Raw genomic sequence first — 23,443 nt, forward strand, 5'->3', positions numbered from 1 at the left:
ATAGCGCGGCGAAAGGTTAACGTTGCTGAGGCGATTGCGGGAACTTTCCGTGAGCCGTCAGCCCAACTGACGCTATTCCATTTCCTGCTGGATCACGCGTCCGAGCGCGAACAGGCGCTGGTCGATCGAGGTTGGAACCTCGCAGACGAAGCGCACCACCTTGTGGCGGTCCTCGAAGATCCGGGTCTTCCAGATCAGCTCGTTGCTGAGCGCCTCGACCTTCGCCTCGTCACGCGGTGTGGCCCCTTGCAGGGCCTGGAGCTGAATCGTCTCTTCGCGGATCTTGTCGGCGGCATCGCGCTGCTTGCGGCTGACGCGTTCGAGCCCGTTCATGACCTGGGAACGCTGGGCGTTGAGCGTGTCGAACAGGCCGGCGAACAGCAGCCTGGCGTTCGCACTCTTGTCGGCGGCGGAACCTGCGAGAAACTCCTTCACCAGCTTTTCCCCCTCATCCAGCGGCGTCTTGCGCGCCGCCAGCTTTGCGACGAGCGCGCTGATCCTGGCGTCGTCCTTCCATCTGTTCTGGACGTCGTCGAGCGGCGGACCGGCCCACACGGCGGCCAGCGAGATCTCCGGCACCTTGGCCTGGGTGCACGGCCAGTCCGGATAGCGGGGATCGGCGGCGTGCGCCGCCGTGCTCGCAACAGCGAGCACCAGAACAGCACTGGCCAGAACTCGAACAATCATCCTTCGCCTCCCGCAGGCCCGCGTCGCGCCAGCCCGCGCGAGGGATCATAGGCCAGGATCGCGCCGATCATGAAGACGATTGTGCAGGTCGCGACCACCGCCAGCGAGATCCAGTTGACCTGGCCATACAGCGCGAAGCGGATCAGCTCAACCGCATGGGTGAACGGATTGGCCTCGCACAGATAATAGAGATAGGGGCTGCCCTCCTGCACCCGCCAGAGCGGGTAGAGCGCGGAGGAGGCGAAGAACATCGGGAAGATCACGAAGTTCATGACACCGGCGAAGTTCTCCAGCTGCTTGATGCCCGACGAGATCAGCATGCCGAGCGAGCCCAGCATCAGCCCCGAGAGGATCAGCGCCGGCAGCACGGTGAGATAGCCCTGGGGCGATGGGGTGATGTCCCAGAGCCAGGCGATCAGCAGGAACGCATAAACCTGGAGCAGCGATACCGCGGTGCCCGCGAGCAGCTTGCAGAACAACAGGAAGCCCCGCGGCAATGGGCTCACCAGGAGCGTTCGCATGTTGCCCATCTCGCGGTCATAGACCATCGACAGCGAGGACTGCATGCCGTTGAAGAGCTGGATCATCGCCATCAGCCCGGGGGCGATATAGACCTCGTAGAGGATGTAGGTCTCGTAGGGCGGGATGATGGAGATGCCGAGCACCTGGCGGAAGCCGGCGGCAAAGATGAACAGCCACACCAGGGGACGCACCAGTGCCGAGACGAAGCGCTCGCGCTGATGCAGGAAGCGCAGCCCCTCGCGCCAGACGATGCCAGTGAGGCAGGTCATGTACTCGGAGAGCGAAAATCCCCGCGGCGCCTCGCGCGTTGTGATGCTGCTCATGCGCCGCCTCCAGGCATGGTTTGCGCGCCGGTCAGGCGCATGAAGGCGGTGTTGACGTCCTGCGCACCGGCCTCCGCGACGACGCGGCTCATCGGCCCCTGCGCCAGCACCTTTCCCTGGTGCAGCACCACGAGATCGTCGCTGGGCATGATCTCGTCGAACAGGTGCGTGGCCCAGAGCACGCCGATGCCTTGCTCGGTCACGAGCTGGCGGACGTGGCTGATGATGTCGGCGCGCGCCTTGACGTCGAGGCCGACGGTCGGCTCGTCGAGCAGCAAGAGGCGCGGCCGATGCAGCAGCGCCCGCGCGATCTCCAGCCGCCGCATCTGTCCGCCCGAGAGGTCGCGCACCTTGCTCGCGGCGCGATCGGCAAGGCCGATGCGCCCGAGCAGCTCGGCGCTGCGCGCCGAGGCGTCGCGGCGGCCGATGCCATGCAGCGCGGCGTGATAGAGCAGGTTCTGCGTCAGCGACAGGTCGAGATCGAGCGTGCGCGGCTGGAACACGACCCCGAGCAGCCGCAGCGCCTCGCCGGGGCTCTTGCTGACGTCGTGCCCGAAAATGCCGACGCGGCCGGACTGGATGCCGAACAGGCGCGTGATCAGCGAGAACAGCGTACTCTTGCCGGCGCCGTTGAGTCCCAGCAGCGCCGTGAAGCTCGCGGGCTGCACATTGAAGGACACGTCCGTCAAGGCGCGCCGCGGACCATAGGCATGGCTGACGCCCTCGATCGACAACGCCGGCACCGTGGCCGCTCCCGGTCTCGGCGTCTGCTGCGGTTCGGCGATCGGGGCAGGGCTGGTCATGGCGCGATCGCAATGCCCCAGGGCAGTTCGCCCACCTGAATGGTCTTGATCACTTTTTGCGCGGCAACGTCGATGACGGAGACATCGTTCGACACGCCGTTGGTGGTGAGCAAATATTTCTCGTCCGGCGTGAACGCCATGTGCCAGACCCGCTGCCCGACCAGGAGATATTTCGTCACCTTGCGCGAGGCGACGTCGACCACGGCGATGCGGTTGGCGGGGCCGAGCGCGACGAAGGCGGTCTTGTCGTCCTTGGTCATGCCGATCCCGACCGGCTGGATCGCCTCCTTCCGCAGGCCCGGGATCTCGAACGTGACCTTGCCGATCACCTCGTGCTTTTTGGGGTCGATGATCGAGACGGTGCCGCCGATCTCCGAGGACACCCAGACCTCCGAAGAATCGTGCTTGTACTCGGCAAAGCGCGGCCGCGCGTCGACCAGCACGTTGGCGACGATCTGGCGCGACGACGTGTCGATGAAATGCGCCATGTTGGTTGTCTCGGACGTGTTGATCAGCGTCTTGCCGTCCGGGCTGATGGTCATGCCCTCGGGCTCGACGCCGACCTGGATATCGCCGAGCCGGGTGCGCTTCTCGAGGTCGATCACCGTCACCGTGTTGTCGTTCTCGTTCGCGACATAGAGGATCTTGCCGGCCGCATCCTGTGCGAACAGCTCGGGGTCGGGTCCGGAGGGCAGGCTGTCCACCACGCTTTGCGTCTTGGTGTCGATCACCTGGATGGTGTCGTCGTCACCGACCGCGACCATCACGAACTTGCCGTCGCGGGTGAAATCGATGCCGCGCGGACGCTGGCCGACCTTGATGGTCTTGGTCACGGTCCAGCTGTCGGTATCGATCACCGAGACCGTGTTGCTCTTCTCGTTCGAGACATAGGCGATGAAAGCATGCGCGGGCAATGCGACGAGCGCCAGCCCGGACAGAAGCCCCACACGCCACATGCGCAACATCTGCGTCCTCATTTCAACTTGCATTTGCTCTCCGGGCGATCGTAGCCGAGCGTGTCGAGCTCGGAGACCTGGTGCAGGAATCCTTCCTGCGGCGACACCGATACCACCATGCGGCCGTCGACCAGGAGGATCGGCTGGCGCAGCTGCCAATTCCAGTCGCGCAAGGTCAGCCGCGTGCCCTTGAAGGCGGCGACGGAGAAATCCGGGCCCTTGATGAAATCGGTGACCTTCTTGACCTCGCCGGAATTGGTGCGCGAGGTGGCTTCGCCGATCATGCGCACCGCGGTCCAGGCCTGCATGTCGAGCGCGGTCATCCGCCGCGCATTCAGCTTGATGAAGCGGTTCTGCATCTGGATCGCGCCCCATTGGTCCTGCGATGCGTCCCAGCTGCGCGGCACGAGGCCGGCCGAGCCGGCGACCGGGCGCGGATCCCAGGTGCGATAGGGCAGATAGGCGCCGAACACTTCACTCTCGTCTGCGGCGACCAGCACGTCATAGGCCGGCGCCTGTTGCGTGAAGACAGGAATCTGGCGCTGGATCTGCGTCACGCCGCTATCGGTGCGCCGCGCGCCGCCCTTGTCCTCGAAGATCCGCTCCTGCACGATCTTGGCGCCGAACCGCGCCGCGGTTCGCCGGAGCGCATCGGCGAACAGCCTGTCCTCGTCGTGCGAGCCGACCACCAGCAGCCAGCGCGACCACTTCTTCCACACCAGATATTGGCCGAGTGCATCCGCCAGCATCGCGCGCGTCGGCGCGGTGTGGATGACGTTGGCACGGCAATCGGCCTCGCGCAGCCGCTCGTCGATCGCGCCGGCGTTGAACAGCAACGTGCCGCGGTCGCGCAGGGCGTCCGCGACCTTCAGAAGCGCATCGGCGGGGAGGTCGGCGATGATGAAGCCGTTCTTCTCGGCGAGCGCGGTCGCAGCCTGCGCCACGTCCTCGCCTTCCCTGATGCGGCGCTCCTCCAGCGTGAAGCGCTGGCCGGTGAATTTCCCGGTGGTGTTGTTGTCCTCGATGGCAAGGCGCGCGCCGGCGACGCCGTCATTCTCGGCGGGCTGCTCGACCAGCGACAGCGTCGATCGGGTGCCGGCGATTCCGAGATAGCCGACGCCGACCGTGACGGGATCGGCCGCAAGCGCGCTCGTCGCCGCAAGACCAAAGCCGATCAGGCCGGCCAACCATCGGATCATGTTTCCTCCAGACGATCTCCCCGGCTTGACCGCCGGTGAAGAATTGTCTCTGCTTCAAGCATGACCAAATTGTCAGGCCATGCAACCCCGCATTTCGTCCCCGCGCGCGCACGGCCGGGAATCACGATCATGCGAGCATTGTTGGCGATCGCGGCTTTGCTGTTGACGGGCGCGGCCGCGCTCGCCGACCCGCCGAAACTCGCGGTGTTCGATTTCGAGCTGATCGACACCAGCCTGCCGGGCGAGTTCTACGGCTCCAAGCCGGAAGAGGCGCGACTCGTGCGCATCAGCGAGCAGCTGCGCAAGGAATTGGCAGAGTCGGGCAAGTTCCAGGTGCTCGATATCGCGCCGGTACGGGAGGCTGCCCGTCACGCCAACCTGCAGGCCTGCGGCGGCTGCGACCTCAAGCTCGCCGGGCAGCTCGGTGCCGATTTGGAGATCACCGGGCTCGTGCAAAAGGTCTCGAACCTGATCATCAATCTCAACGTCTATCTGCGCGACGTGAAGACCGGCAACATGATCACCGCCGCCAGCGCCGACATGCGCGGCAACACGGATGAATCCTGGTCGCGCACCATGAGCTACCTCATCCGCAACCGCCTGCTGGCGCCGAATTACGGTAAGCCATGAGGTCTTCGCCTCTCCCCGTAAGAACGGGGAGAGGGGGAGGAGAGAGCAAGATCACGCCGTCAATCTTGCCGCATGCCAGTGCAGGTGATCGCTCATGAAGGTCGAGATGAAATAATAGCTGTGGTCGTAGCCCGCCTGGCGCCGCAGCGTCAGCGGGATGCCGGCCTTGGCGCAGGCGGCCTCGAGCAGCTCTGGCTTGAGCTGCTCCTTCAGGAAATTGTCGGCCTCGCCGACGTCGACCAGGAAGCCGGAGAACTTGGCGCCGTCCTCGATCAGCGCCACCGTGTCGTGGTTGCGCCAGGAATCCTTGTTCGGCCCGAGATAGCCGGACAGCGCCTTGATGCCCCAAGGCACGAGCGAGGGCGCCACGATCGGGGCAAACGCGCTGGCTGCGCGAAAGCGGTGCGGGTTGCGTAGCGCCACCGTCAACGCGCCGTGGCCGCCCATCGAGTGCCCCATCACCGATTGCCGCCTGGCATCGACCGGGAAGTTCTCCGCCACGAGCTTCGGCAGCTCGTCCGTGACGTAGCTCCACATGCGATAGTTGCGCGCGAACGGCTCTTGCGTGGCGTCCACATAGAAGCCGGCCCCGAGGCCGAAATCATAGGCGTTGTTGGCATCGCCTGGCACGTCGGGCCCGCGGGGTGAGGTGTCGGGCGCGACGAAGATCAGGCCGAGCTCGGCGCAAGCCTTGCGGAATTCGCCCTTCTCGGTGACGTTGGCATGCGTGCAGGTGAGCCCGGACAGGTACCAGACCACGGGCAGCTTGGCGCCGTCCGCATGTGGCGGGATATAGACCGAGAACACCATGTCGGTTCCGGTCGCCTGGCTGGCGTGGCGATAGACGCCCTGCACGCCGCCATGGGATTTGTTGGTCGAGACAGTCTGAATCGTCATGCCGAAAGACTCCGTGGCATCTCACCACATCAAGATTGCAACGCTTGTGTGACCGAATTTGTGGCGTCGTCAGGCGACGCCGCTGTCGATCGCCAGCCGCACAAGTTCGACCGAGGTCTTCACCCCGAGCTTCTGGCGCATGATGGACGAGGTATTGGCGACCGTCTTGTAGGACGATTGCACCAGCCAGGCGATCTCGGACAGGCTCTTGCCGGCGCTGAGCAGCCGCAGGATCTCCATCTCGCGCGCGTTCAGCTTCGACAGCGGGTTTTGCGCCAGCGTCGGCCCCGCAAAGGCGATGCTGCGCGCGATCGCGGTCGGAAGGTAGGTGCCGCCGCTTCCGACGGCGCGGATCGCCTCGACGAGGTCGTCGGGGTCGCCGGTCTTGGAGACGTAGCCCTTGGCGCCGCACTCGATCGCGCGCGCGGCGAAGGCGGGGTCGTCATTCATGCTGAACATGATGATGCGAGCCTCGGGCGCACGCTCGAGGATGCGGCGCGCGAGCTCGAATCCGGAGACGGTCGGCAGATTGATGTCGATGATGCAGAGGTCTGGACGTTCGACGATGAAGACGCACTCGCCGTCCTCGGCGTCGGCGGCCTCCAGAATCTCGATCTCGCCTTCGTCGGCCAGCACGGCACTGCAGCCGGAGGCGACGATGGGATGATCGTCGACGATCAGAATGCGCATGGGCGTTCCTCGCGACAGCCACGTCCCCTGGAGCTTGCCTGTTCTGCGCCGCACGAGGCTGACCGGACAAGACGCGCGTCTCGTGTCGCCTCATGCAACCCGGCCGGGATTGCTGTACGCTTCCGATTAGATATCGGGCGGTTCGGCTCTGTCAACGTCATCGGACAGGCGTGGCCAACCCTTCGCGAGGCACGAGCGAGACCAATGTGGCAAAATCTTTCCTTGCGCGGGCGCATCAATCTCTTGCTGGCGTTGCTGCTGGCACTGGGGCTCGCGGTCAATATCGGCCGCCAGGTCGCCGAGGCCGGCCCGCGCGTGCAGGCCGAGGACCAGAGCGTAATCCGCCTCGCGCGCGAATTCATCGAGATGATCGTTGCCGATCTCAACGAGGCGCCCGATCCGGATGCCAGGCTGAACCAGATCGCCCGCGATCTCAGCCGCCTGCGCCATGTCAGCATCGCGCTGCACGATTCCGGCGGGAACCCCCTGACGGCGCCCCGGCTTGGCGCCGATGGCGACGCGCGCGGCCCGCCGGCCTGGTTCGTCAGCCTGGTTCATCCCGAGCAGACCGCGGTCAGCGTGCCGGTCGCGATCCGCGGCAAGCCCGGCTCGCTCGTGATCACCTCGCACCCCGACGACGAGATCGCCGAGATCTGGGACGGCATCGTGACCCAGCTCGAGGTCGGATCGGTGGTCGCGCTCGCGCTGTTTTTCCTGATGATGAAGGTGGTCGGCCGTGCCCTGGCACCGCTGCAGTCGCTGGCGGAGGCCATGGGCAAGCTCGAAAGCGGACATTACGAGGCCCGTGTCGCACCGGGCGGCGCGCCGGAGCTCGCCGCGATCTGCACCAGGCTCAACCATCTTGCCGCGACACTCGGTGAAGCGGTCGAGGAGAAGCGGCGCCTTGCCGAGCGTGCCGTGTCGCTGCAGGACATCGAGCGCAAGGAGATCGCGCGCGAGCTGCACGACGAGTTCGGGCCCTATCTGTTCTCGCTGCGCGCACATGCGAGCGCGCTGGCGAAGCAGGCGGACGGGCGCGAGCCGAGTGCGGATGCGGTGCGAAAACATGGCAGCGCCATGCTGGAGCAGATCAATGCACTTCAGCAGTTCAATCGTCGCGTGCTGGAGCGGCTTCGGCCCGTGGGTCTTGCCGAGCTCGGCCTGCGTCAGGCGCTCGAATCCCTGTCGCGGCTCTGGCGGGAGTCGCGGCCCGACGTCGCGATCGAGACCTCGATCTCGCCGGCGCTGGGCGCAACCGGCGAGACCGCCGATCTCACCATCTACCGCATCGTGCAGGAGGCGCTCACCAATGTGTTCCGCCACGCCGGCGCGACCTCGGTCAGCGTCGTCATCGAGCCGGTGGAGCAGGCCGGCGGCCGCGGCTGTGCCCGGGTGCGGGTCAGCGACAACGGTCGCGGCATGGAGCCGGGCCAGAAGCTCGGCTTCGGCCTCGTCGGCATGCGCGAGCGGATCCTGGCGCTGGGGGGCACGCTCAATGTGGTCTCCGGTGACGGCGGTGTGACCGTGGAAGCGCTGGTGCCGACGGCGGCAACCTGATCGCACCCGAAACGATCGGGAAAAATTCCCGATTTGGTCGGGAAAACGGGTGCGGATTGGACCCGACCTTTTGTGGCTGGCGTCCCCAATGCGGCCGAATAAACTCGCCTCGACCAATCGGCGGAAATCAAAACAGCCGGTGGTCGCGGATGGGAAGGCGGGGATGGGCAAGGTTGATTCGTTCAAGCGTGGTTTGTTGATGGCCTCGGTGTCGACCGGGCTGGCATCGGGCTTGGTGTTTGCGAGCCCTGCCGGGGCCGCGCCGGACGAGGAGACCAACGTCCAGAACCTGCCGCCGGTCGAGATCTCCGCACCATCTCCTGCAACGCGGCGCGCGGCGCCGTCGCGACCGGTTGCGCGCGTGGGGGCGCCGGCATCCGCCGCGCCGAGGACACGGATCTACGTCTATCCGACCTCGCCGGGCATCGGCCGGGGTCTCGACGTCGACAAGGTCCCGTCGGCGATCAATGCCGTCGATGCCAACCAGATCAGGCGCACGGGCTCGCTGAACGTCACGGACGCGCTGCGCGACAACATCGCCGGCGTCAACATCAGCGAAGTCACCGGCAATCCGTTCCAGCCGGATGTCGAATTCCGCGGCTTTGTCGCATCGCCCGTGACCGGCACGCCGCAGGGCCTTGCGGTGTATCAGAACGGCGTCCGTATCAACGAGGCATTCTCGGATGCCGTCAACTGGGACCTGATCCCCACCGCCGCGATCAGGTCGGTGACGCTGGTGACCAACAACCCGGCCTTCGGCCTCAATGCGCTCGGTGGCGCGATCAACCTGCAAATGAAGGACGGCTTCACTTATCAGGGCGCCGAGCTCGATCTCATGGGCGGCTCGTTCGGCCGCATCCAGGGCTCGGCGCAATGGGGCAAGCAGGTCGATCAGAACTACGCCGTCTATGCCGCGCTCGAAGGACTGCGCGACAACGGCTTCCGCAATTTTTCCCAATCGACGGTGCGGCGCTTCTACGGCGATGTCGGTTACAAGGCCGGCGACAGCGAATTCCACGCCAACATGGGCGTCGCCAAGAACGATTTCGGTGCCAGCGCCACCGTCCCGGCCGAGCTGCTCGACAAATATTGGGGTGCGACCTACACCACCCCGCAGACCACCTCCAATCGCGTCGGCTATCTCAACCTGACCGGCAAGGTCGAGGCGACGCCGACCTGGACGTTCGAAGGCACCGCTCACGTGCGCAGGTACGAGCAGAAGGTGGTCGACGGAAACCCGACCGACGTGCAGGAGTGCGGTGCGGATCCGGCGCTGCTGTGCTTCGGCGATGACACCACCGCGGCGAACGGCGCGGGTGGCACGCAACTCGCCAATCCCTTCGCGCCGGGAACCATCCTCGGCGAGATCGACCGGGGCTCGATCCGTTCGACTACCCTCGGCGTGTCGGGGCAGGCGACCAACACCGATCAGCTGTTCGGCCACGACAACCGCTTCGTGATCGGCGCCACTTACGACGCCAGTGTCACGCGCTACAACGCCACCGCCGAGATCGGCTCGATCGGAGAGAACTACGTCGTCAGCGGCAGCGGCGTTTTCCTGGGCCCCACTCCCACGGCAAACCCGGTCGCCGGCCCCGTCTCGCTGCGGACCGTCAACCAGTACAACGGCCTCTATGCGATGGACACGTTCAACGTCACGGATGCTTTCGCCATCACGGGCGGCGGTCGCTTCAACGTGGCGCGGATCTCGCTGGAGGACCAGCTCGGCACCGCGCTCAACGGCGATCACACCTACACCCGCTTCAACCCGATCATCGGCGGCACCTACAAGATCACGCCCGAGCTGACTGCCTATGCCGGCTATTCCGAGGCCAACCGCGTGCCGACACCGCTCGAGCTCGGCTGCGCCGATCCCGCCAGGCCCTGCCTGCTCGCGGCGTTTCTGGTCGCGGATCCGCCGTTGAAGCAGGTCGTCTCCAAGACCGTGGAAGCCGGTTTTCGCGGCACCAAGGAGCTGAACATCGGCACGCTCGGATGGAAGGTCGGCGGCTTCCGCGCCACCAATTATGACGACATCGTAGCGGTGCCTGTCGTCGGGCGGACCGGCTTCGGCTATTTCTCCAATGTCGGCCGCACCCGGCGGCAGGGGCTCGAAGCCGAAGTCAGCATCAAGTCGCCCACGCTGCAGGTCCAGGCGAGCTATGCGTTCGTCGATGCGCGCTTCCTTGATCCGCTCGAGCTCGGCTCGGAGAGCCCGTTCAGAGACCCTGCCACCGACACCATCCAGGTCAGGCCCGGCAACCAGATCCCCGCGATCCCGCGCCACCGCGTCAAGGTTGGTGTCGACTACGCCGTGACCGACGTCTGGAAGGTCGGCGGCAACGCGCTGTTCGTCTCCAGCCAATATCTCGTCGGCGACGAGTCGAACCAGTTCGCGAAGCTGCCGTCCTACACGGTGTTCAATCTCAACACCTCCTACCAGGTGACGAAGAACATCCAGCTCTATGGCCGTGTCGACAACATCTTCGACAAGCGCTACGCGACCTACGGACAATTCTTCGATACCGGGGCCTTGCCCAACTTCACCAACGGCGGCAATGCCTTCACCGACCCGCGCTCGCTCAGCCCGGCACGGCCGCGCGCGTTCTACGCGGGGATGCGGGTGACGTTCTAGATATTTTGGAGCGTCCTCTCTTGGATGGCCGTCTATGTCGACGACAGGCCCGCGAAACCCTCGCCTTCACTCCACCTTCACTCGCTCGAGCGGCGCCGCAGCGACGCTCGCCTGCTCCCGGCCTTTGGCCACTCCCACGCGTTGGCGTCGTTGCACGAGATACTGATCTCCGAGCACGCCGATCAGGATCACCGTTCCCATCACCGCGAAATTGAGCGAGCTCGGAATGCCCAGCAGGTTGACCAGATTCTGCAGCACCTGGAGCAGCACGGTGCCGAGCACGACACCGATGATCGAGCCTTCGCCGCCGCGCAAGGAGCAGCCGCCGAGCACGGCGGCGGCGATGGCGTAGAGCTCGTAGAACGAGCCGTGCACGGCGGGGGAAATCGAACGGGTATACATCGCGATCAGGATTGCCGAAAACGCTGTCAGCCCGCCACAGATGACATAGGCCGAGACGATCACGCGGTTGGTGCGAATGCCGGAATAGCGTGCCGCTTCCTCGTTCTTGCCGACGGCAAAGAGATAGCGGCCGAACACCGAGCGGTGAAGCACCACCCAGGCGATCACGGCCACCACGGCGAGCGCCACCACGCTGTGCGGCAGCGGAAAGCCGAGCACGTTGGTGCGGCCGGCGGCCAGCCATTCCAGCGTCGGAAAGCTCGCGCCGAAGCCGAAGCCAGCCGTCGCGTCCTCGGTGTAATAACGCGCTGCGCCGCGATAGATCAGGAGGCCGCACAGCGTGACAACGAAAGGCTGGATCCGCATCCGGGTCGCCAGCGTGCCATGGACGAGGCCGATCACGAGCCCGGCCGCGACGATCATCGCGAGGGCTACCACCCAGTTGACGTCGTGATTGACGATGAGGTCGATGAACAGGACGCCCAGCAGTGCGATCACCGAACCGACCGACAGCTCGATCCCGCCGATGATGATGATGAAGGCTTCCGCGATGGAGAAGATGCCGAACAGCCCGATCTGGTTGGCGGTGTTGGAGAGATTGCCCACGAACAGGAATCTCGGATTGATCAGGGCGACGACGGTCCCGACCACCAGAATCAGAACGAGAAGGCTCAGGTCTTTCTTGCTCAAGGTCCCTCCGCCGCGATTGTGTGGCCAACGGCAAGCTGCAGCACATTGTGCTCACTGAATTGGCTGCGATCAAGGAAACCCGAGATCGCTCCCTCATGCATGACCGCGAGCCGGTCGCTGACCCCGATCACCTCCTCCATGTCGCTGGAGATCATCAGGATCGCCACGCCGGCATCCGTCAGGCGGCGCAGCATGCCGTAGATCTCCTGCTTGGCTCCGACATCGACCCCGCGCGTCGGCTCGTCGACAATCAGCACCTTCGGCTGCATCGATAGCCATTTGGCGAGCACGACCTTCTGCTGGTTGCCGCCCGACAAAGAGCCGACGGCGGTCTTGACGTCGGGCGCGCGGATCTTGAGGCGCTCGCGCTGACGCACCGCATTCTCGTTCTCGCGCGCGCTATCCACCAGCCAGAAGCGCATATAGGACGCCAGATCTGGCAGCGAGATGTTTTCGGTGATCGAGACGTCGAGCAGCAGGCCCGCGCCCTTGCGGTCCTCCGGAACAAGATAGATGCCTTGCTCGATGGCGGCCCGCGGGCTTGCGATCCGGATCGGCTCGCCATCGAGTCGTATCGCGCCGCCGCGCAATCGGTCGATGCCGAAGAGGGCGCGCGCGAGCTCCGTGCGGCCGGACCCGACGAGACCGGCAAGTCCGAGGATCTCGCCGCGGCGGACCGACAGGCTCACGGCGCGGCCGGGATAGGTGTCGGTGACCGCATCGACGATATCGAGCACGCTGTCGCCGGGCGGCGCGGCCGGCGGAACGTAGAGCGATTTCAGGTCGCGGCCGATCATCAGGCGGATCATCGCCGCCGGAGAGAGTTCCGCACGTGTCAGTGCGCCGACCACGCGCCCGTCGCGCAGCACGACCGCGCGGTCGGCGCACTGCATCACTTCGTTGAGCCGATGCGTGATGAAGATGACGCTGACTCCGTGGGCTTTCAGGCTGGCCACGGTCCGCATCAGGCGGTCCGTCTCGGCGAGTGTCAGGCTCGAGGTCGGCTCGTCCATGATGACGAGACGAGCATCGAGCGAAAGCGCCTTCATGATCTCGACGAGTTGGCGCTGCGCCAGCGACAGTTCGGCGAGCGGCGCATCGGCCGCGAAATCGCAGCCGAGCCGCTCCAGCAGCGGCGCGACATCGGCATACATCCGTTTGCGGTCGATCAGCCGCAAGGGCCCGCCGTGCACAGGCTCGCGGCCGATGAAGACGTTGCCGGCGACATCGAGATTGTCGAAGAGGTTCAGTTCCTGATGGACGAAGGCGATGCCCGCCTTGATCGCGTCCGCCACGGTGAGCGAGCCTCGCGCGACGCCGTCGACAAGGATGACGCCGCCGCTCGGCTCCACGACCCCGCCGAGCACGCGCATCAGCGTCGACTTGCCGGCGCCGTTCTCGCCGATCAGCGCAACGACTTCGCCGGGCGACACCTGGAGACCGACGTGGTCGAGGGCGACCACGCCTGGATAGCTCTTGCTGATGTCGACCAGCTCGAGGAACGGTTCTGGCATGGTAGGCTGCGCGGCGGGCAGCGCGGATATCTCCTACTTCTTCAGCATCTGCTTCATCGAGGCCATGAACTCGTCGACATTCGCCTTTTCGATGACCTTGCCGGGCACGATGATGATGCCGTTGGCCGGAATGCCGGACTTGTTGCCGCCGATGTAGTTCGCCATCAGCTTCATGCCCTGATAGCCCCACTCGAACGGCTGCTGCACCACCGTGCCGACGATGCTGCCTTCCTTGACGCCGCCGAGCGTGATCGGATCCTCGTCAAAGCCGATGATCTTGATCTTGTCGAGCTTGCCGGCCTCCTTGAGCACCTCGTAGATCCGCGGCGTATTGTAGGAGTAGAAGCCGACGAGGCAGCTCACATCGGGCATGGCCGCGAGGATGTCCTCGACGTTGCGCTTGGCGCGGGTCTGGTCGATCTCGTCGCCGCGAACGTCGACGAGCTCGACCTTCGAGCCCTTGATCGTCTCCTTCACGCCCTCGATGCGCTCGCGCGCATTGTCGGCGCCGGGCAGGCCGACGAAGCCGACGCATTTGCCGCCGTTCGGCAGCGCCTTGACCATCAGCTTTCCTGCCTCCTTGCCGAGGTCGGTGTTGGAAGAGCCGATATAGGCCACGCGCTTGGATTGCGGCGCGTCGCTGTCGGTGGTGAACAGCACCGTCTGGGACGCAACCTTGTTGAGGTGCTCGGTCTGGTTCTTCGGATCGACCGCGCTGACCATGATGCCGGCGGCACCGGCGGCGACGAGGTCGTCCATCACGCGCTGCTGCACGGCGGCCGCAGCCTGTTCCGGATATTTGAACTGGAGCTCGTAGTTGGGCAACTCGCCCTGCGCCTTCTTCATCCCGGCCTCGGCGATCTTCCAGAAGTCGGATGCGCCATTGACGACGAAGGCCAGAACCTTCTTGTCCGCCGCATCGGCCGAGCCGAACCCCGCTGCAATCGCGAAGGCAATAGACGCACCTGCAACCAAGAGACGCTGCATATCATCCTCCCCTAAGGCGGTCGGCCCTTTTTGATGGCCAACTCTGCTTGAGCCCAGATTGGGCGCATGCCTCACCCCCGGCGGCGCGGCAATCGGCCGCCACCCGCATCGTTGCGGCAGAGGCGGGTCACCGACCCGGCCGGCGAGGTGAAATGAGGCACGTACCTCAAGCTAGCAGAAGCCCGCGGGGCGCGCAATTGGAAGCGACGGTCCGGACGCCAACCTCGGCGCTGAGGTGATGTCGTGCCTCACGAGATGAGGCGGAATGCGCTCGCCAATGGCTCACCACATGCAAAATCAGACTGCGTTATCAAGTAGGTCCGCGCTCGGTCGGCCCGGCACGGCCAAGGGCATTCGACGCTGGGACGCGGGTGACGTTCTGAGTTGCAGCAGGCGCTGACGCCTCCTCCTCCCAAAGGAGGAGAAGGAAGCGCAGCGTCCACTCGGCTCAGTAGTCCCAGAACACCGGTACCCAGCGGAAGGCGTCGCCATCCGCCGCGACCCGTCCGACCGACGGGAACGGCAGGTGCGTGGCCACCAGCATCTCGCCAGTCTTGGCAAGCTCCCGCAGAAGACGGGTACGCACGCGCGCAGCCTCCTCGGGATCGTGTTCGAAACCGTTGTGCCAGTCGGGCTGGTCGAACCCGACGGCGAACACGGCGTCGCCGGCAAACGTCAGCGCCTCGCCGCCGGACGCGATGCGAACCACGCTGTGCCCGGGAGTGTGACCGCCGGTGCGCCGTGCGACGACGCCCGGCGCAACCTCGTGCTCCTCATCGAACGGCCTGAGCTGACTGCCATAGGCCTTCACGAACTGCTTGGCGGTCGCCCGCAGCGCATCGGGGAAGCCCTGAGGCATGTTGGTGTGAGAGAAATCAGGTGCTTCCCAGAACTTGACCTCCGCCGCCGCGACGTGGATCCGCAGGTCGGGGCGCAGCCGCTGCTTCACACCGTCGACGAGCAACCCGCCGATGTGGTCCATGTGCATGTGGGTGAGCACCAGATCGGTCACGGAGGAAAGATCGATGCCGGCGGCCTCCAGTCGCTTGATCAACTGCCCGGCCCGCGGCAAGTGCAAGTTCGGGTCGGAGCCGAGGCCGGCGTCAATGAGAATTGTCTTGCCGCCGCTTCGCACCATGACCGCATTCAGTGCCCAGTCGAAAGCATCAGGCGGCAGGAACATGTCACGCAGCCAGGCCGCACGCTCGGCCGGGGCGGCATTGTGCGCCAACATGGTGGTCGGCAGCGGCAGAACGCCGTCGCTGACCACGAGCACGTCGATCTCACCGATCTTGAGCGCGTAGCGCGACGGCACGAGCTCTTCGGGTTTCGCGGCGTATGAGGTGTTGTGGAGGTTCATGTTGTTCTCCTGTTTCATGCTGCTGGCTGATCTTGTTGATCAGGCCGCGCAGCCAGGGAGCGCGGCCGTCATGGTGTCGTGCGTTAGAGGCTGGTCACGCGTTCCGGATCAGCGGAGGCGAGCGCGGCGGCGCGTTCGGCCTTCGGCGGATAGATCCAGACGGTGTTGATCTCTTGCTTGGTCTTCTTGGCGACGTCGCCGACCATCTCGACCTTGCGCTCCCAGCCGCGCGTGAACAGTGCGCCGGCTTCGCCGAGATCGAGACAGGTGACGTAGGCCCTCTGGTGGTACGGCCTGGTCGGAACGCCGAGCAGTTCGGCGGCGGCATTGTTGCCCGCAAAGGCGCCCATCCGCGTGGCGTGCTGGCACGACATCAGCGCGTAATTGCCCTCGTCGTCGCAGGCGGCACGGGCCGCATCGCGGTTGCGAAGACGCCCTCGACGCCTGGCACCCGCAAACAGGGGTCGACCAGCAACCGGCCGAAATTGTCGCGCTCGGCGGGAATCTGCGTCGTCAAAGGGGCCGCACGAATCCCCGTCGCCCAGATCACGGTCTCGGTTTCGATGTGTTCACCGTTGGACAAGGTCACGCCGGACGCATCGAGCGAGGCCACCCCGGCGCCGAGGCGGGTTTCCACGCCGAGCTTCTGGAGTGCGCTCTCGATGACCGGCCGCGGACCTTCGCCCATGTCGGGTGCAATCGCGCTGTTGCGCTCGACGATGATGACGCGGGTCTTTGCATCCGGTCCGAGGACGGCACGAAGCCGCGCCGGCATTTCGGTGGCCGCCTCGATGCCGGTGAAGCCGCCGCCGGCGACGACGACCGTGTCGCGTCCGTTCACGGCCGGCCGCTTGGCGAGGCCATGCAGGTGCCTGTCGAGCGCAATCGCATCGTCGAGCGAATCGACGCTGAAGCCGTGCTCGGCGAGGCCCGGAATGTTCGGGCGGAACAGCCGGCTGCCGGTGGCGACCACGAGGCGATCGTAAGAGAGCATCTTCTTGGTGCCCTTCGCCGTGGCGATCCTCACCACGCGGGATTGGATTTCCACCGTGTCGACGCTGCCCTGAACATAGGTGACGTCGATCGCCTTGAGCACATCGAGCAGCGGTGCCGTCAAGGTTTCGGGATGTTGTTCGTATAGCCGCGGGCGGACGACCAGCGTCGGCTCGGGCGCGACCAGCGCGATTTCGAGTTCGTCGGGCGAGACTCCCTGGATGTCACGCAGGCGGGCAGCGGATAGAGCGGCATACATGCCGGCGAAGCCGGCGCCGATGATGACTAGTCGCATTGGTGGTCTCCTCTGGTTGATCTTCCTGGACACTACGGCGCGTTGCCGCCGCGGCTACGGGTTCGCGGCAGGCTCTGTTGCGGTCAGCAACGGCGCCAAGGGTTGAAGCGGACTTGCGCGCGCTTAATGGAGGGGGCAGCCGGACGACTGCGAGCTCTGCGGCCAGCCCTGACGAAAGACGATGGAGGGCGGCTTGCGGCCCCAGTCCTGATGGAGAAGGCGGGGCCCGTCCCCGGTCACGACAGACAGCGCCGGATGAGCGCGTTGTATGTCGGCCTCGTCACCGGCGGCTGACGTGAAGCGGACAGTCAGCGAAAGGCCGTACACGATTGCGGTCGCCAGACCCTTGCGTGATGAAGTGGTTGCCAGCCGCTGGACGACATCTTTCCAGATCATCATCTGTCTCCGTCGTGGGATTGGACATGATGATGGTCTAACCGATCGGGTGTGCCGCTGCCCCAGCGCGATTGCTGTCGCTATCGAGCGATTGCTGCTAGCGCATGCGCCTGCGCCAATCGCTCGGCGTCTCGCCGGTCAGCTTCCTGAACGCCGCCGCGAACGCCGTCTGCGAGGAATAGCCGAGCGCGGCAGCGATCGAGACGATCGGCTCGTCGCTCTCCCGCAGCTTGTGCATGGCCTGCTCGAGCCGGTGTTGGCGCAGCCAGGCGTGGGGCGAGAGCCCGGTGCTCTCCTTGAAGGCGCGGCAGAAGTGGAAGCGCGAGAGGCCGGCATCGGATGCCAGCGCATCGAGCGAGACGTCCGCATCGCCGTCCGAGCGCAACCGTTCGACCGCGCGGAACAGGACCTTCGGCGCCAGCCCGCCCATGGCCGGTTGGAACGTGGCCCGCGTGCCCGTGTGCGCAGCCAGGACGCGGGTGGCGAGAAGATCCGTCACCTGATGCCGGAACAGCGAATCCAGGACCCCGTTGCCTTCGAGTGCATCCGCTGCGCTCAACAGCAGTCTCGATGTGATGGGGTCAGGGTGCGCCGTCCGCTCCAGCAGGTCGGTCGGCCCTGCGATTCCGGCTTCGCCGGCAACGCGCTTCAGTGTCGCATTCGGAAGGTAGAGTTGAACGACATCGACCGGCTTCGGAATGTCCCATCGGGAGCTCGATCCTTCCGGAATGATGATCACGACTCCGGGGCGAAACGTCCCGATCGAAACCGATTTTCCCGTCCGGCGCTCCATGCGCTGTATCACGCCGTTATACGCCATGATCACGTGGTGGCTCATGGGCTCGACGACGTCGTGCAATGGGTCGTGATTCCAGTGCGCGATGCCGGCGCCGGAGGCGTCCAAGGCCATGCGGGTCGGTTCGGTCCTGAGCACCCGCGCCATCTCCGATCCGGCGGCGCGCCGCTCGGAAATCGCGACATCGGCGGGGTGTGCGCCAGGGACGGGTGGCCGGCCATTGGGCGAGGGATTGTGCCTGGATGCGGTGCTCCCGGTCATTGCGTGGCTCCTTCCGATCGCCTGCTGCCTGAGATCAGGGGTCCGTACTTGTACGGGTTGGCGCGGGTTCTATGCGGGGCCGAGGCACCGGGTCTTGCCCGAAACGGTTGTGCTTTGCCTGATCCTGCTCCAGCCGAGCGCGCGGTTTCAAAGGCACGCTGGATGACGGCGGGCGATCGTTGCAGGCCCGCGGGCGAAGGTCGGCGGCGCGGGCCTCTTAACCGGTCAGAAACCATAGCAAATGATCTGAAAACTTTAACGAAACTGCTTGATCGTCTGTGCGTCGATGTGTCGGAGGGCCCGTCCGATGACAGAGCACCAGTTGAGAGAGCAGGAATTTTTGATCGCGCGATACCGGCATCTGGAGCGCGAGGTGACCGACCCGCTTGCCGTGCATCTGCTTCACAGCATCATCGAGGAGCTCGAGGCCGAGCTGCGCAAGGAAAGACCGGATTGGCACGGGCCCGGTCATTAACCGTTTGTTGGCGCTAATGATGCCAATTGTCGGCGTGGGAATACCAGGGGAGGCTGCTCCCATGTTGAAGGACGGCACCTACGCGGCTTGGTACAAGACGCCGATCGACCAGGGTACCGGGATCGTCCATGTCGCAGACGGCCAGATCTGGGGCCGTGACAGCCTGATGACCTATCACGGCACCTGCCAGGTCGATGGAGATCGCTTCACCGCTATCGTGTCGACGAGGCGCCATACCGACGGTCGCGCCACCGTGTTCGGCAACGATGACGAGCTGACGCTGACGATCGAAGGAAGCTGCCCTGGCAGGATCGCGACCTACACGGCGACGGCACCTCAGGCGCCGGGCATGATCCTCCACGGAACGCTCATCCGCACGGAACAACAGCCGCCCGCACCTGAACCACCAGGGCAGATGCCGGCATTCAATCCCGACAAGCTGCCGAAATTGCCGAAGCGCTCGCGCTGAACGAGGGGCCGCCGCCGCGCCGGTCCGCATTGTACGTGCTGCTTCTTCGGCCCAGCATGACGATCGTGAACTCCGATCCGGCACCGCCACGTGCCAACGGTCGGGCAAATTGTCTCAGGCAGGTTCAGCGGAAATTGTCGCAATCAGGCCTGGATAGGCTTGTATCAATGGTTGCCGATAGATCATAATACAGCCGTTGCGATGGGTGGCAGGTTCGTACGAGGACCAAGCCACGCCGGTTCGATTTTGCGTCCATATGTTTCGATCGTGATTTCGAGGGCATGACCTCGATGGTGTGCGTGCAGGAGCCCGACGCGATTTCAGTGGCGTCGTGGCAAGGGCACAATGAGCTGCTGACCGATTAGCGGGAACGTTGCGAGCCGCCATGGGTGGCCTCGCTTCGACGAATTGCGTGAAGATTTTTTGAACGAGGCGGGCGATGGAAGTTGCTGCGGCTTGTCACCCCAGGGTGGGGGATAATCTCTATTCGCGGGAGATCCGCTTCGGCATCGTGATGTATGGTGGCGTTTCGCTCGCGATCTACATCAACGGAGTTACGAATGAGCTCTACGAGATGGCGTGCGCGACGCCGAAGGAGCATGACGACCTGAATCTTCGCGGGACGCGCGAGGTCTACCGAAAGGCGTCATGGCTGTTGCGCGACGAGAACTTGCGCGCCCGCTATCTCGAGCATCTGACCATCGGCGGGCGTGACCCGTTCGCCGACATGGCCACTCTGCCGACTGGGCAACGCACACGCTTCGTGGTGGATTCGCTCGCGGGCACCTCCGCTGGCGGCATCAACGGCATTTTCCTCGCAAAAGCTCTCGTCAGCGGACAGAAGTTCGCTCCATTGAAGACGTTGTGGATCGAGGAGGGCGATATCAATCGTCTGCTCAACGACGACGCCTCCTACGAGGGGCTGGAGTTCGCCAAGACCGGTTCTGCGCCGCAGTCGCTCCTGAACAGCGATCGGATGTACGTCAAGCTTCTCGATGCCTTCGAGAAAATGGAGAAGGAGAGAGAGGGGAGGGTCGCGCCGACGGCGAGGGGCGAGTCTCAACTGGTCGACGAACTGGATCTGTACGTCACGACGACGGACATTCGAGGCGCAGTCGTGCCGTTGCGGCTGTTCGACAAGGTCGTCTATGAGCAGCGCTACAAGCAGGTCTATCACTTCCAATATGCCGCCGGGGGCGAGAACCATTTCACCGAAAGTTTCGCCCCGTTCCTTGCGTTTGCGGCGCGTTGCACGTCATCCTTCCCATTCGCATTCGAACCGATGTCCGTATCCGACGCGCAGCGCTTGTGCGACGCGCGCCAGACCGTCGGGAGCGTGAATTTCGACGCCTGGAAGCCGTTCTTCACGGGGCTGTCGATCGCGGACCTGGACGGTGACGGTTGGCGCAAGCGCGCGTTCGGCGACGGAGGCTATCTCGACAACAAGCCGTTCAGCTACGTCGTCGATGCGCTGTCATGGCGTCTCGGCAGCCTACCGATGGAACGCAAGCTGATCTATGTCGAGCCGACCCCCGCTCATCCCGAAACCGAGCAGGGAAGCGCGAGCCAAAAACCCGATGCGCTCGCCAATGCGCTCTCGGCCATGCTGACAATCCCGCAGGATGAGACGATCCGCGAGGACATCGAAGCGGTGTTGGCGCGCAACAGGCGCATCGAGCGGGTCGAGCGGATTGTGCGTCAGGTCGAAGTCGACATCGAAGCGCGCAACGATGACCCCTTCGCGCGCATCGTGCTCGACGGGGACGGCAAGGTGCCTGCCTGGCGGTCGCGCGACATGCGCCATATGGTCGATTATTACGGCGTCGCGTTTCTGCCATACCGTCATCTCCGGCTGATGACCGTCACGGACGATATCGCCGATCGATTGGCCGTCTGGTGGGGCATCGACCGCCGCTCCGACCAATTTTACGCGTTGCGCGCATTGGCGCGAGCCTGGCGCGAGGAGAATTTCTACGAATACGAGAAAGACGCCAAGGGTCGTACCGAGTCGGTCAACGCCTTTCTGGACGATTACGACGTCAAGTATCGCCTCAGGCGCACCGGGTTTATCCTGCGCAAGGTGCATCAGCTTCGAAGTCTTTTCATCAAGCCGGAGCTGCCTGGCGCCGGGAACGCCTGGTCGGATGCTGAAACACATCTCATGGAACGGTGGGACAGGCACGTGTCCCACCGGCGAATGGACACGCTGGCGCTCCTCGCTGCGTTGAACAGCCTCGCCGGCGGGCTCGGAGAAGCCATCGCCCAGCTCCGTTGCGTGACCTGGCAGTTGAAGCCCCCGGAGAACGGGTGCAGGTCGGCATGTCATGAAGAATTGATCCAGACGCTTCGTGTGATTCTTGGCCAGAAGCCGGATCCCAAATTGAAGGCGTTGACGACCAAGTCCGGTACGCCCGTGCCGCTTCCGAGCGACCTGCCGCCTCCGAGTCCGCTGCGGACGCTTCAGGAGAACGTCTTCGCCAACGCCAAGATGCTCCTCCAATATACGAGGGCCGTCGAGACGCAGCTTCAGGTCGCGCTCGAGGGCGACATTCGCGCGTTGAAAGACGGTTACGCCCCGGTGATCGGCATGGCGCCGCGCGGCCAGATGCCGCTTCCCCAGGCCCTGCTTGGAAACCCGGAGCTTCATGCCTGCGAGGAGAGCGACGAAGGCGGCCCCAAGGTCCGCGTCGCGGTCGCCAAGGTGGCCTTGCCAGAGGACGTCGATGCGCTCAACACCCCGGAGGGGACGGCGCTCCGCGAATTCCTGGCCGAATATTTCATGAGGTTCGACGAGTACGATCAGGCGAGCTTCCCGCTCTACTACGATACAGGTACCGGCGAGCCTTCGACCGTCGAGATCGTTCGGGTCAGCCCGGAGGATGCCACCAGCCTGATCGACGAACGCAATGGCCTGCGACACAAGCTCGCCGGCGTTGCCGTGCTTCACTTCGGCGCCTTTCTCGACGAGCAGTGGCGGCGCAACGACATCATGTGGGGCCGGCTGGACGGTTGCGAGCGGATACTGGCAACGCTGTTTCCTGCCGCCGAGGACAAGGTGATCAGAGACGCTCTCCTCAAGGAGGCGCAATGTACGATCATACGCGAGGAGATGAAGCCGGATAGTTACGACCAATTGGTTGACGGCTTCACAAAGGCGCTGGCGGAGCAGAAGAATGAAACGCTCGAAGGCGCCTTCGATGCCTTATGGCAAAAACTGGCGCTGACCGCGGGCGGACAGCGCCGCACGCAGATCGCTCAGGCGCTGAAAGAGGTGCTGGGCGACCAGGGCATGCTCAACTATGTGCGCGAGTACTACAACGTCAACCGCAGGCCCAGCACCGAGGTCGCGCTGCGGACCGGCTCACGCGCCTTGACCATTACCGGACAGATCCTCGAGCAGGCGGAACAGCACCGTCGGGGACAGCGAAGCTGGATGATGTGGGTCACAAGGGCCGGTCGCGCGGTTCAGACCCTGCTCACGATCTCGACGCCGGGCAGCCTTGGTCGAGCCGTGTTCTGCTACTGGCTCGGGCTGCTGTACGTTGTGGAGCTCCTGTTCTTCGGCGTTACCGCGTTGATCGGGGCGTCGGGTGCTCGCAATGTCAGCCTGATTGCTTTGGCGATCACGGCGGCCGTTCACCTGTCGATCACGATGCTGGGAGACTTCATCGCTCGGCAGGAAAAGTGGGCCAGGTGGGTGCGGTTGATCAAGGGAGGCACTCTCGGACTTGCCGTCATGGCCGGCCTGCTCATCTTCTTCGGCGTGATGGCGTTTGCCAATGGCGGTTTCGCCGGAATCAATTGTCCGGACGGACATAACGTGTTCGGCTCAGCCTTCGATCTGTTCTGTAGACCGAAGACCGGTTCATGATCCTGATGCACGCCGCGTGATCCGTTGCCGAAGCG

At 64.7% G+C, this 23,443-nt stretch carries 19 protein-coding genes and 1 pseudogene; 6 read left to right on the plus strand and 14 right to left on the minus strand.

Annotation, left to right across the window (positions count from 1 at the left end; genetic code table 11):
* Nucleotides 1-72 precede the first annotated feature (72 nt).
* The 5 genes from ACNJYA_RS11890 to ACNJYA_RS11910 are packed head-to-tail and all read right to left on the minus strand — an operon-like array spanning nucleotide 73 to nucleotide 4,490.
* Entirely contained in the window at nucleotides 73-687 is a 615-nt protein-coding gene (locus ACNJYA_RS11890; protein WP_439402954.1) for a hypothetical protein, read from the minus strand.
* Nucleotides 684-1,532 (minus strand): ABC transporter permease, encoded by an 849-nt coding sequence (locus tag ACNJYA_RS11895; RefSeq protein WP_439402955.1) that lies wholly within the window; start codon nucleotides 1,530-1,532, stop codon nucleotides 684-686. Before ACNJYA_RS11895 ends, ACNJYA_RS11890 begins: the two co-directional genes overlap by 4 nt.
* Nucleotides 1,529-2,335 (minus strand): ABC transporter ATP-binding protein, encoded by an 807-nt coding sequence (locus ACNJYA_RS11900; protein ID WP_439402956.1) that lies wholly within the window; start codon nucleotides 2,333-2,335, stop codon nucleotides 1,529-1,531. Before ACNJYA_RS11900 ends, ACNJYA_RS11895 begins: the two co-directional genes overlap by 4 nt.
* Nucleotides 2,332-3,300, minus strand: a complete 969-nt coding sequence (locus ACNJYA_RS11905) for a YVTN family beta-propeller repeat protein (RefSeq protein ID WP_439367468.1) — start codon at nucleotides 3,298-3,300, stop codon at nucleotides 2,332-2,334. The genes ACNJYA_RS11900 and ACNJYA_RS11905 overlap by 4 nt, the downstream gene beginning before the upstream one ends.
* An 8-nt stretch (nucleotides 3,301-3,308) precedes the next feature.
* The gene (locus ACNJYA_RS11910) at nucleotides 3,309-4,490 is read right to left on the minus strand and encodes an ABC transporter substrate-binding protein (RefSeq protein WP_439366467.1); all 1,182 of its coding nucleotides are present in this window, start codon (nucleotides 4,488-4,490) and stop codon (nucleotides 3,309-3,311) included.
* A gap of 60 nt (nucleotides 4,491-4,550) precedes the next feature.
* Here ACNJYA_RS11910 and ACNJYA_RS11915 point away from each other — a divergent pair, with 60 nt between their 5' ends.
* Nucleotides 4,551-5,120: a DUF3280 domain-containing protein gene (locus tag ACNJYA_RS11915; RefSeq protein ID WP_172785558.1), complete on the plus strand. Its 570-nt coding sequence runs from the start codon at nucleotides 4,551-4,553 to the stop codon at nucleotides 5,118-5,120.
* 51 nt (nucleotides 5,121-5,171) lie between these two features.
* On the opposite strand, the gene fghA is transcribed toward ACNJYA_RS11915, so the two are convergent.
* Nucleotides 5,172-6,017, minus strand: a complete 846-nt coding sequence (gene fghA, locus ACNJYA_RS11920) for an S-formylglutathione hydrolase (RefSeq protein ID WP_172785557.1) — start codon at nucleotides 6,015-6,017, stop codon at nucleotides 5,172-5,174.
* A gap of 69 nt (nucleotides 6,018-6,086) precedes the next feature.
* Nucleotides 6,087-6,707: a response regulator gene (locus tag ACNJYA_RS11925; protein WP_439402957.1), complete on the minus strand. Its 621-nt coding sequence runs from the start codon at nucleotides 6,705-6,707 to the stop codon at nucleotides 6,087-6,089.
* Nucleotides 6,708-6,911: 204 nt separating this feature from the next.
* Here ACNJYA_RS11925 and ACNJYA_RS11930 point away from each other — a divergent pair, with 204 nt between their 5' ends.
* Both ACNJYA_RS11930 and ACNJYA_RS11935 read left to right on the plus strand, forming a co-directional pair.
* The gene (locus ACNJYA_RS11930; RefSeq protein WP_172785556.1) at nucleotides 6,912-8,264 is read left to right on the plus strand and encodes a histidine kinase; all 1,353 of its coding nucleotides are present in this window, start codon (nucleotides 6,912-6,914) and stop codon (nucleotides 8,262-8,264) included.
* A 163-nt stretch (nucleotides 8,265-8,427) separates the two neighbouring features.
* The gene (locus tag ACNJYA_RS11935; RefSeq protein WP_439402958.1) at nucleotides 8,428-10,899 is read left to right on the plus strand and encodes a TonB-dependent receptor; all 2,472 of its coding nucleotides are present in this window, start codon (nucleotides 8,428-8,430) and stop codon (nucleotides 10,897-10,899) included.
* Nucleotides 10,900-10,965: 66 nt separating this feature from the next.
* Here ACNJYA_RS11935 and ACNJYA_RS11940 read toward each other — a convergent pair whose 3' ends face one another.
* The 7 genes and pseudogenes from ACNJYA_RS11940 to ACNJYA_RS11970 form a co-directional block, all read right to left on the minus strand.
* Nucleotides 10,966-11,991, minus strand: coding sequence for an ABC transporter permease (locus ACNJYA_RS11940; protein ID WP_439402959.1), 1,026 nt, complete (start codon nucleotides 11,989-11,991; stop codon nucleotides 10,966-10,968).
* Nucleotides 11,988-13,505, minus strand: coding sequence for a sugar ABC transporter ATP-binding protein (locus ACNJYA_RS11945; protein ID WP_439402960.1), 1,518 nt, complete (start codon nucleotides 13,503-13,505; stop codon nucleotides 11,988-11,990). Before ACNJYA_RS11945 ends, ACNJYA_RS11940 begins: the two co-directional genes overlap by 4 nt.
* Before the next feature lie 33 nt (nucleotides 13,506-13,538).
* Nucleotides 13,539-14,492, minus strand: coding sequence for a sugar-binding protein (locus ACNJYA_RS11950; protein WP_172785552.1), 954 nt, complete (start codon nucleotides 14,490-14,492; stop codon nucleotides 13,539-13,541).
* 448 nt (nucleotides 14,493-14,940) lie between these two features.
* Entirely contained in the window at nucleotides 14,941-15,852 is a 912-nt protein-coding gene (locus ACNJYA_RS11955) for an MBL fold metallo-hydrolase (protein WP_439402961.1), read from the minus strand.
* 83 nt (nucleotides 15,853-15,935) lie between these two features.
* Nucleotides 15,936-17,140, minus strand: a pseudogene (locus ACNJYA_RS11960) (NAD(P)/FAD-dependent oxidoreductase).
* Nucleotides 17,141-17,263: 123 nt separating this feature from the next.
* Nucleotides 17,264-17,536, minus strand: coding sequence for a hypothetical protein (locus tag ACNJYA_RS11965; RefSeq protein ID WP_172785549.1), 273 nt, complete (start codon nucleotides 17,534-17,536; stop codon nucleotides 17,264-17,266).
* A gap of 97 nt (nucleotides 17,537-17,633) precedes the next feature.
* Nucleotides 17,634-18,593 (minus strand): helix-turn-helix domain-containing protein, encoded by a 960-nt coding sequence (locus ACNJYA_RS11970; RefSeq protein WP_439402962.1) that lies wholly within the window; start codon nucleotides 18,591-18,593, stop codon nucleotides 17,634-17,636.
* Between the two features lie 307 nt (nucleotides 18,594-18,900).
* Here ACNJYA_RS11970 and ACNJYA_RS11975 point away from each other — a divergent pair, with 307 nt between their 5' ends.
* The 3 genes from ACNJYA_RS11975 (at nucleotide 18,901) to ACNJYA_RS11985 (ending at nucleotide 23,408) form a co-directional block, all read left to right on the plus strand.
* Complete coding sequence (locus tag ACNJYA_RS11975) at nucleotides 18,901-19,068, plus strand: hypothetical protein (protein WP_172785547.1); 168 nt, start codon at nucleotides 18,901-18,903, stop codon at nucleotides 19,066-19,068.
* A 61-nt stretch (nucleotides 19,069-19,129) separates the two neighbouring features.
* On the plus strand, nucleotides 19,130-19,537 hold the full coding sequence (locus tag ACNJYA_RS11980; RefSeq protein WP_172785546.1) for a hypothetical protein: 408 nt from the start codon (nucleotides 19,130-19,132) through the stop codon (nucleotides 19,535-19,537).
* A gap of 439 nt (nucleotides 19,538-19,976) precedes the next feature.
* Nucleotides 19,977-23,408, plus strand: coding sequence for a patatin-like protein (locus tag ACNJYA_RS11985; RefSeq protein ID WP_439366474.1), 3,432 nt, complete (start codon nucleotides 19,977-19,979; stop codon nucleotides 23,406-23,408).
* Nucleotides 23,409-23,443: the final 35 nt, after the last annotated feature.

The sequence above is a fragment of the Bradyrhizobium sp. BLXBL-01 genome (assembly GCF_051853025.1).
Classification (GTDB): Bacteria; Pseudomonadota; Alphaproteobacteria; order Rhizobiales; family Xanthobacteraceae; genus Bradyrhizobium.

What these genes read in the sequence shown, in the direction of transcription:
- ACNJYA_RS11890 (WP_439402954.1), bottom strand. Translation starts at nt 687, where the DNA reads ATGATTGTTCGAGTTCTGGCCAGTGCTGTTCTGGTGCTCGCTGTTGCG.
- ACNJYA_RS11895 (WP_439402955.1), bottom strand. Translation starts at nt 1,532, where the DNA reads ATGAGCAGCATCACAACGCGCGAGGCGCCGCGGGGATTTTCGCTCTCC.
- ACNJYA_RS11900 (WP_439402956.1), bottom strand. Translation starts at nt 2,335, where the DNA reads ATGACCAGCCCTGCCCCGATCGCCGAACCGCAGCAGACGCCGAGACCG.
- ACNJYA_RS11905 (WP_439367468.1), bottom strand. Translation starts at nt 3,300, where the DNA reads ATGTTGCGCATGTGGCGTGTGGGGCTTCTGTCCGGGCTGGCGCTCGTC.
- ACNJYA_RS11910 (WP_439366467.1), bottom strand. Translation starts at nt 4,490, where the DNA reads ATGATCCGATGGTTGGCCGGCCTGATCGGCTTTGGTCTTGCGGCGACG.
- ACNJYA_RS11915 (WP_172785558.1), top strand. Translation starts at nt 4,551, where the DNA reads ATGACCAAATTGTCAGGCCATGCAACCCCGCATTTCGTCCCCGCGCGC.
- fghA (WP_172785557.1), bottom strand. Translation starts at nt 6,017, where the DNA reads ATGACGATTCAGACTGTCTCGACCAACAAATCCCATGGCGGCGTGCAG.
- ACNJYA_RS11925 (WP_439402957.1), bottom strand. Translation starts at nt 6,707, where the DNA reads ATGCGCATTCTGATCGTCGACGATCATCCCATCGTCGCCTCCGGCTGC.
- ACNJYA_RS11930 (WP_172785556.1), top strand. Translation starts at nt 6,912, where the DNA reads ATGTGGCAAAATCTTTCCTTGCGCGGGCGCATCAATCTCTTGCTGGCG.
- ACNJYA_RS11935 (WP_439402958.1), top strand. Translation starts at nt 8,428, where the DNA reads ATGGGCAAGGTTGATTCGTTCAAGCGTGGTTTGTTGATGGCCTCGGTG.
- ACNJYA_RS11945 (WP_439402960.1), bottom strand. Translation starts at nt 13,505, where the DNA reads ATGCCAGAACCGTTCCTCGAGCTGGTCGACATCAGCAAGAGCTATCCA.
- ACNJYA_RS11950 (WP_172785552.1), bottom strand. Translation starts at nt 14,492, where the DNA reads ATGCAGCGTCTCTTGGTTGCAGGTGCGTCTATTGCCTTCGCGATTGCA.
- ACNJYA_RS11955 (WP_439402961.1), bottom strand. Translation starts at nt 15,852, where the DNA reads ATGAACCTCCACAACACCTCATACGCCGCGAAACCCGAAGAGCTCGTG.
- ACNJYA_RS11965 (WP_172785549.1), bottom strand. Translation starts at nt 17,536, where the DNA reads ATGATCTGGAAAGATGTCGTCCAGCGGCTGGCAACCACTTCATCACGC.
- ACNJYA_RS11970 (WP_439402962.1), bottom strand. Translation starts at nt 18,593, where the DNA reads ATGACCGGGAGCACCGCATCCAGGCACAATCCCTCGCCCAATGGCCGG.
- ACNJYA_RS11975 (WP_172785547.1), top strand. Translation starts at nt 18,901, where the DNA reads ATGACAGAGCACCAGTTGAGAGAGCAGGAATTTTTGATCGCGCGATAC.
- ACNJYA_RS11980 (WP_172785546.1), top strand. Translation starts at nt 19,130, where the DNA reads ATGTTGAAGGACGGCACCTACGCGGCTTGGTACAAGACGCCGATCGAC.
- ACNJYA_RS11985 (WP_439366474.1), top strand. Translation starts at nt 19,977, where the DNA reads ATGGAAGTTGCTGCGGCTTGTCACCCCAGGGTGGGGGATAATCTCTAT.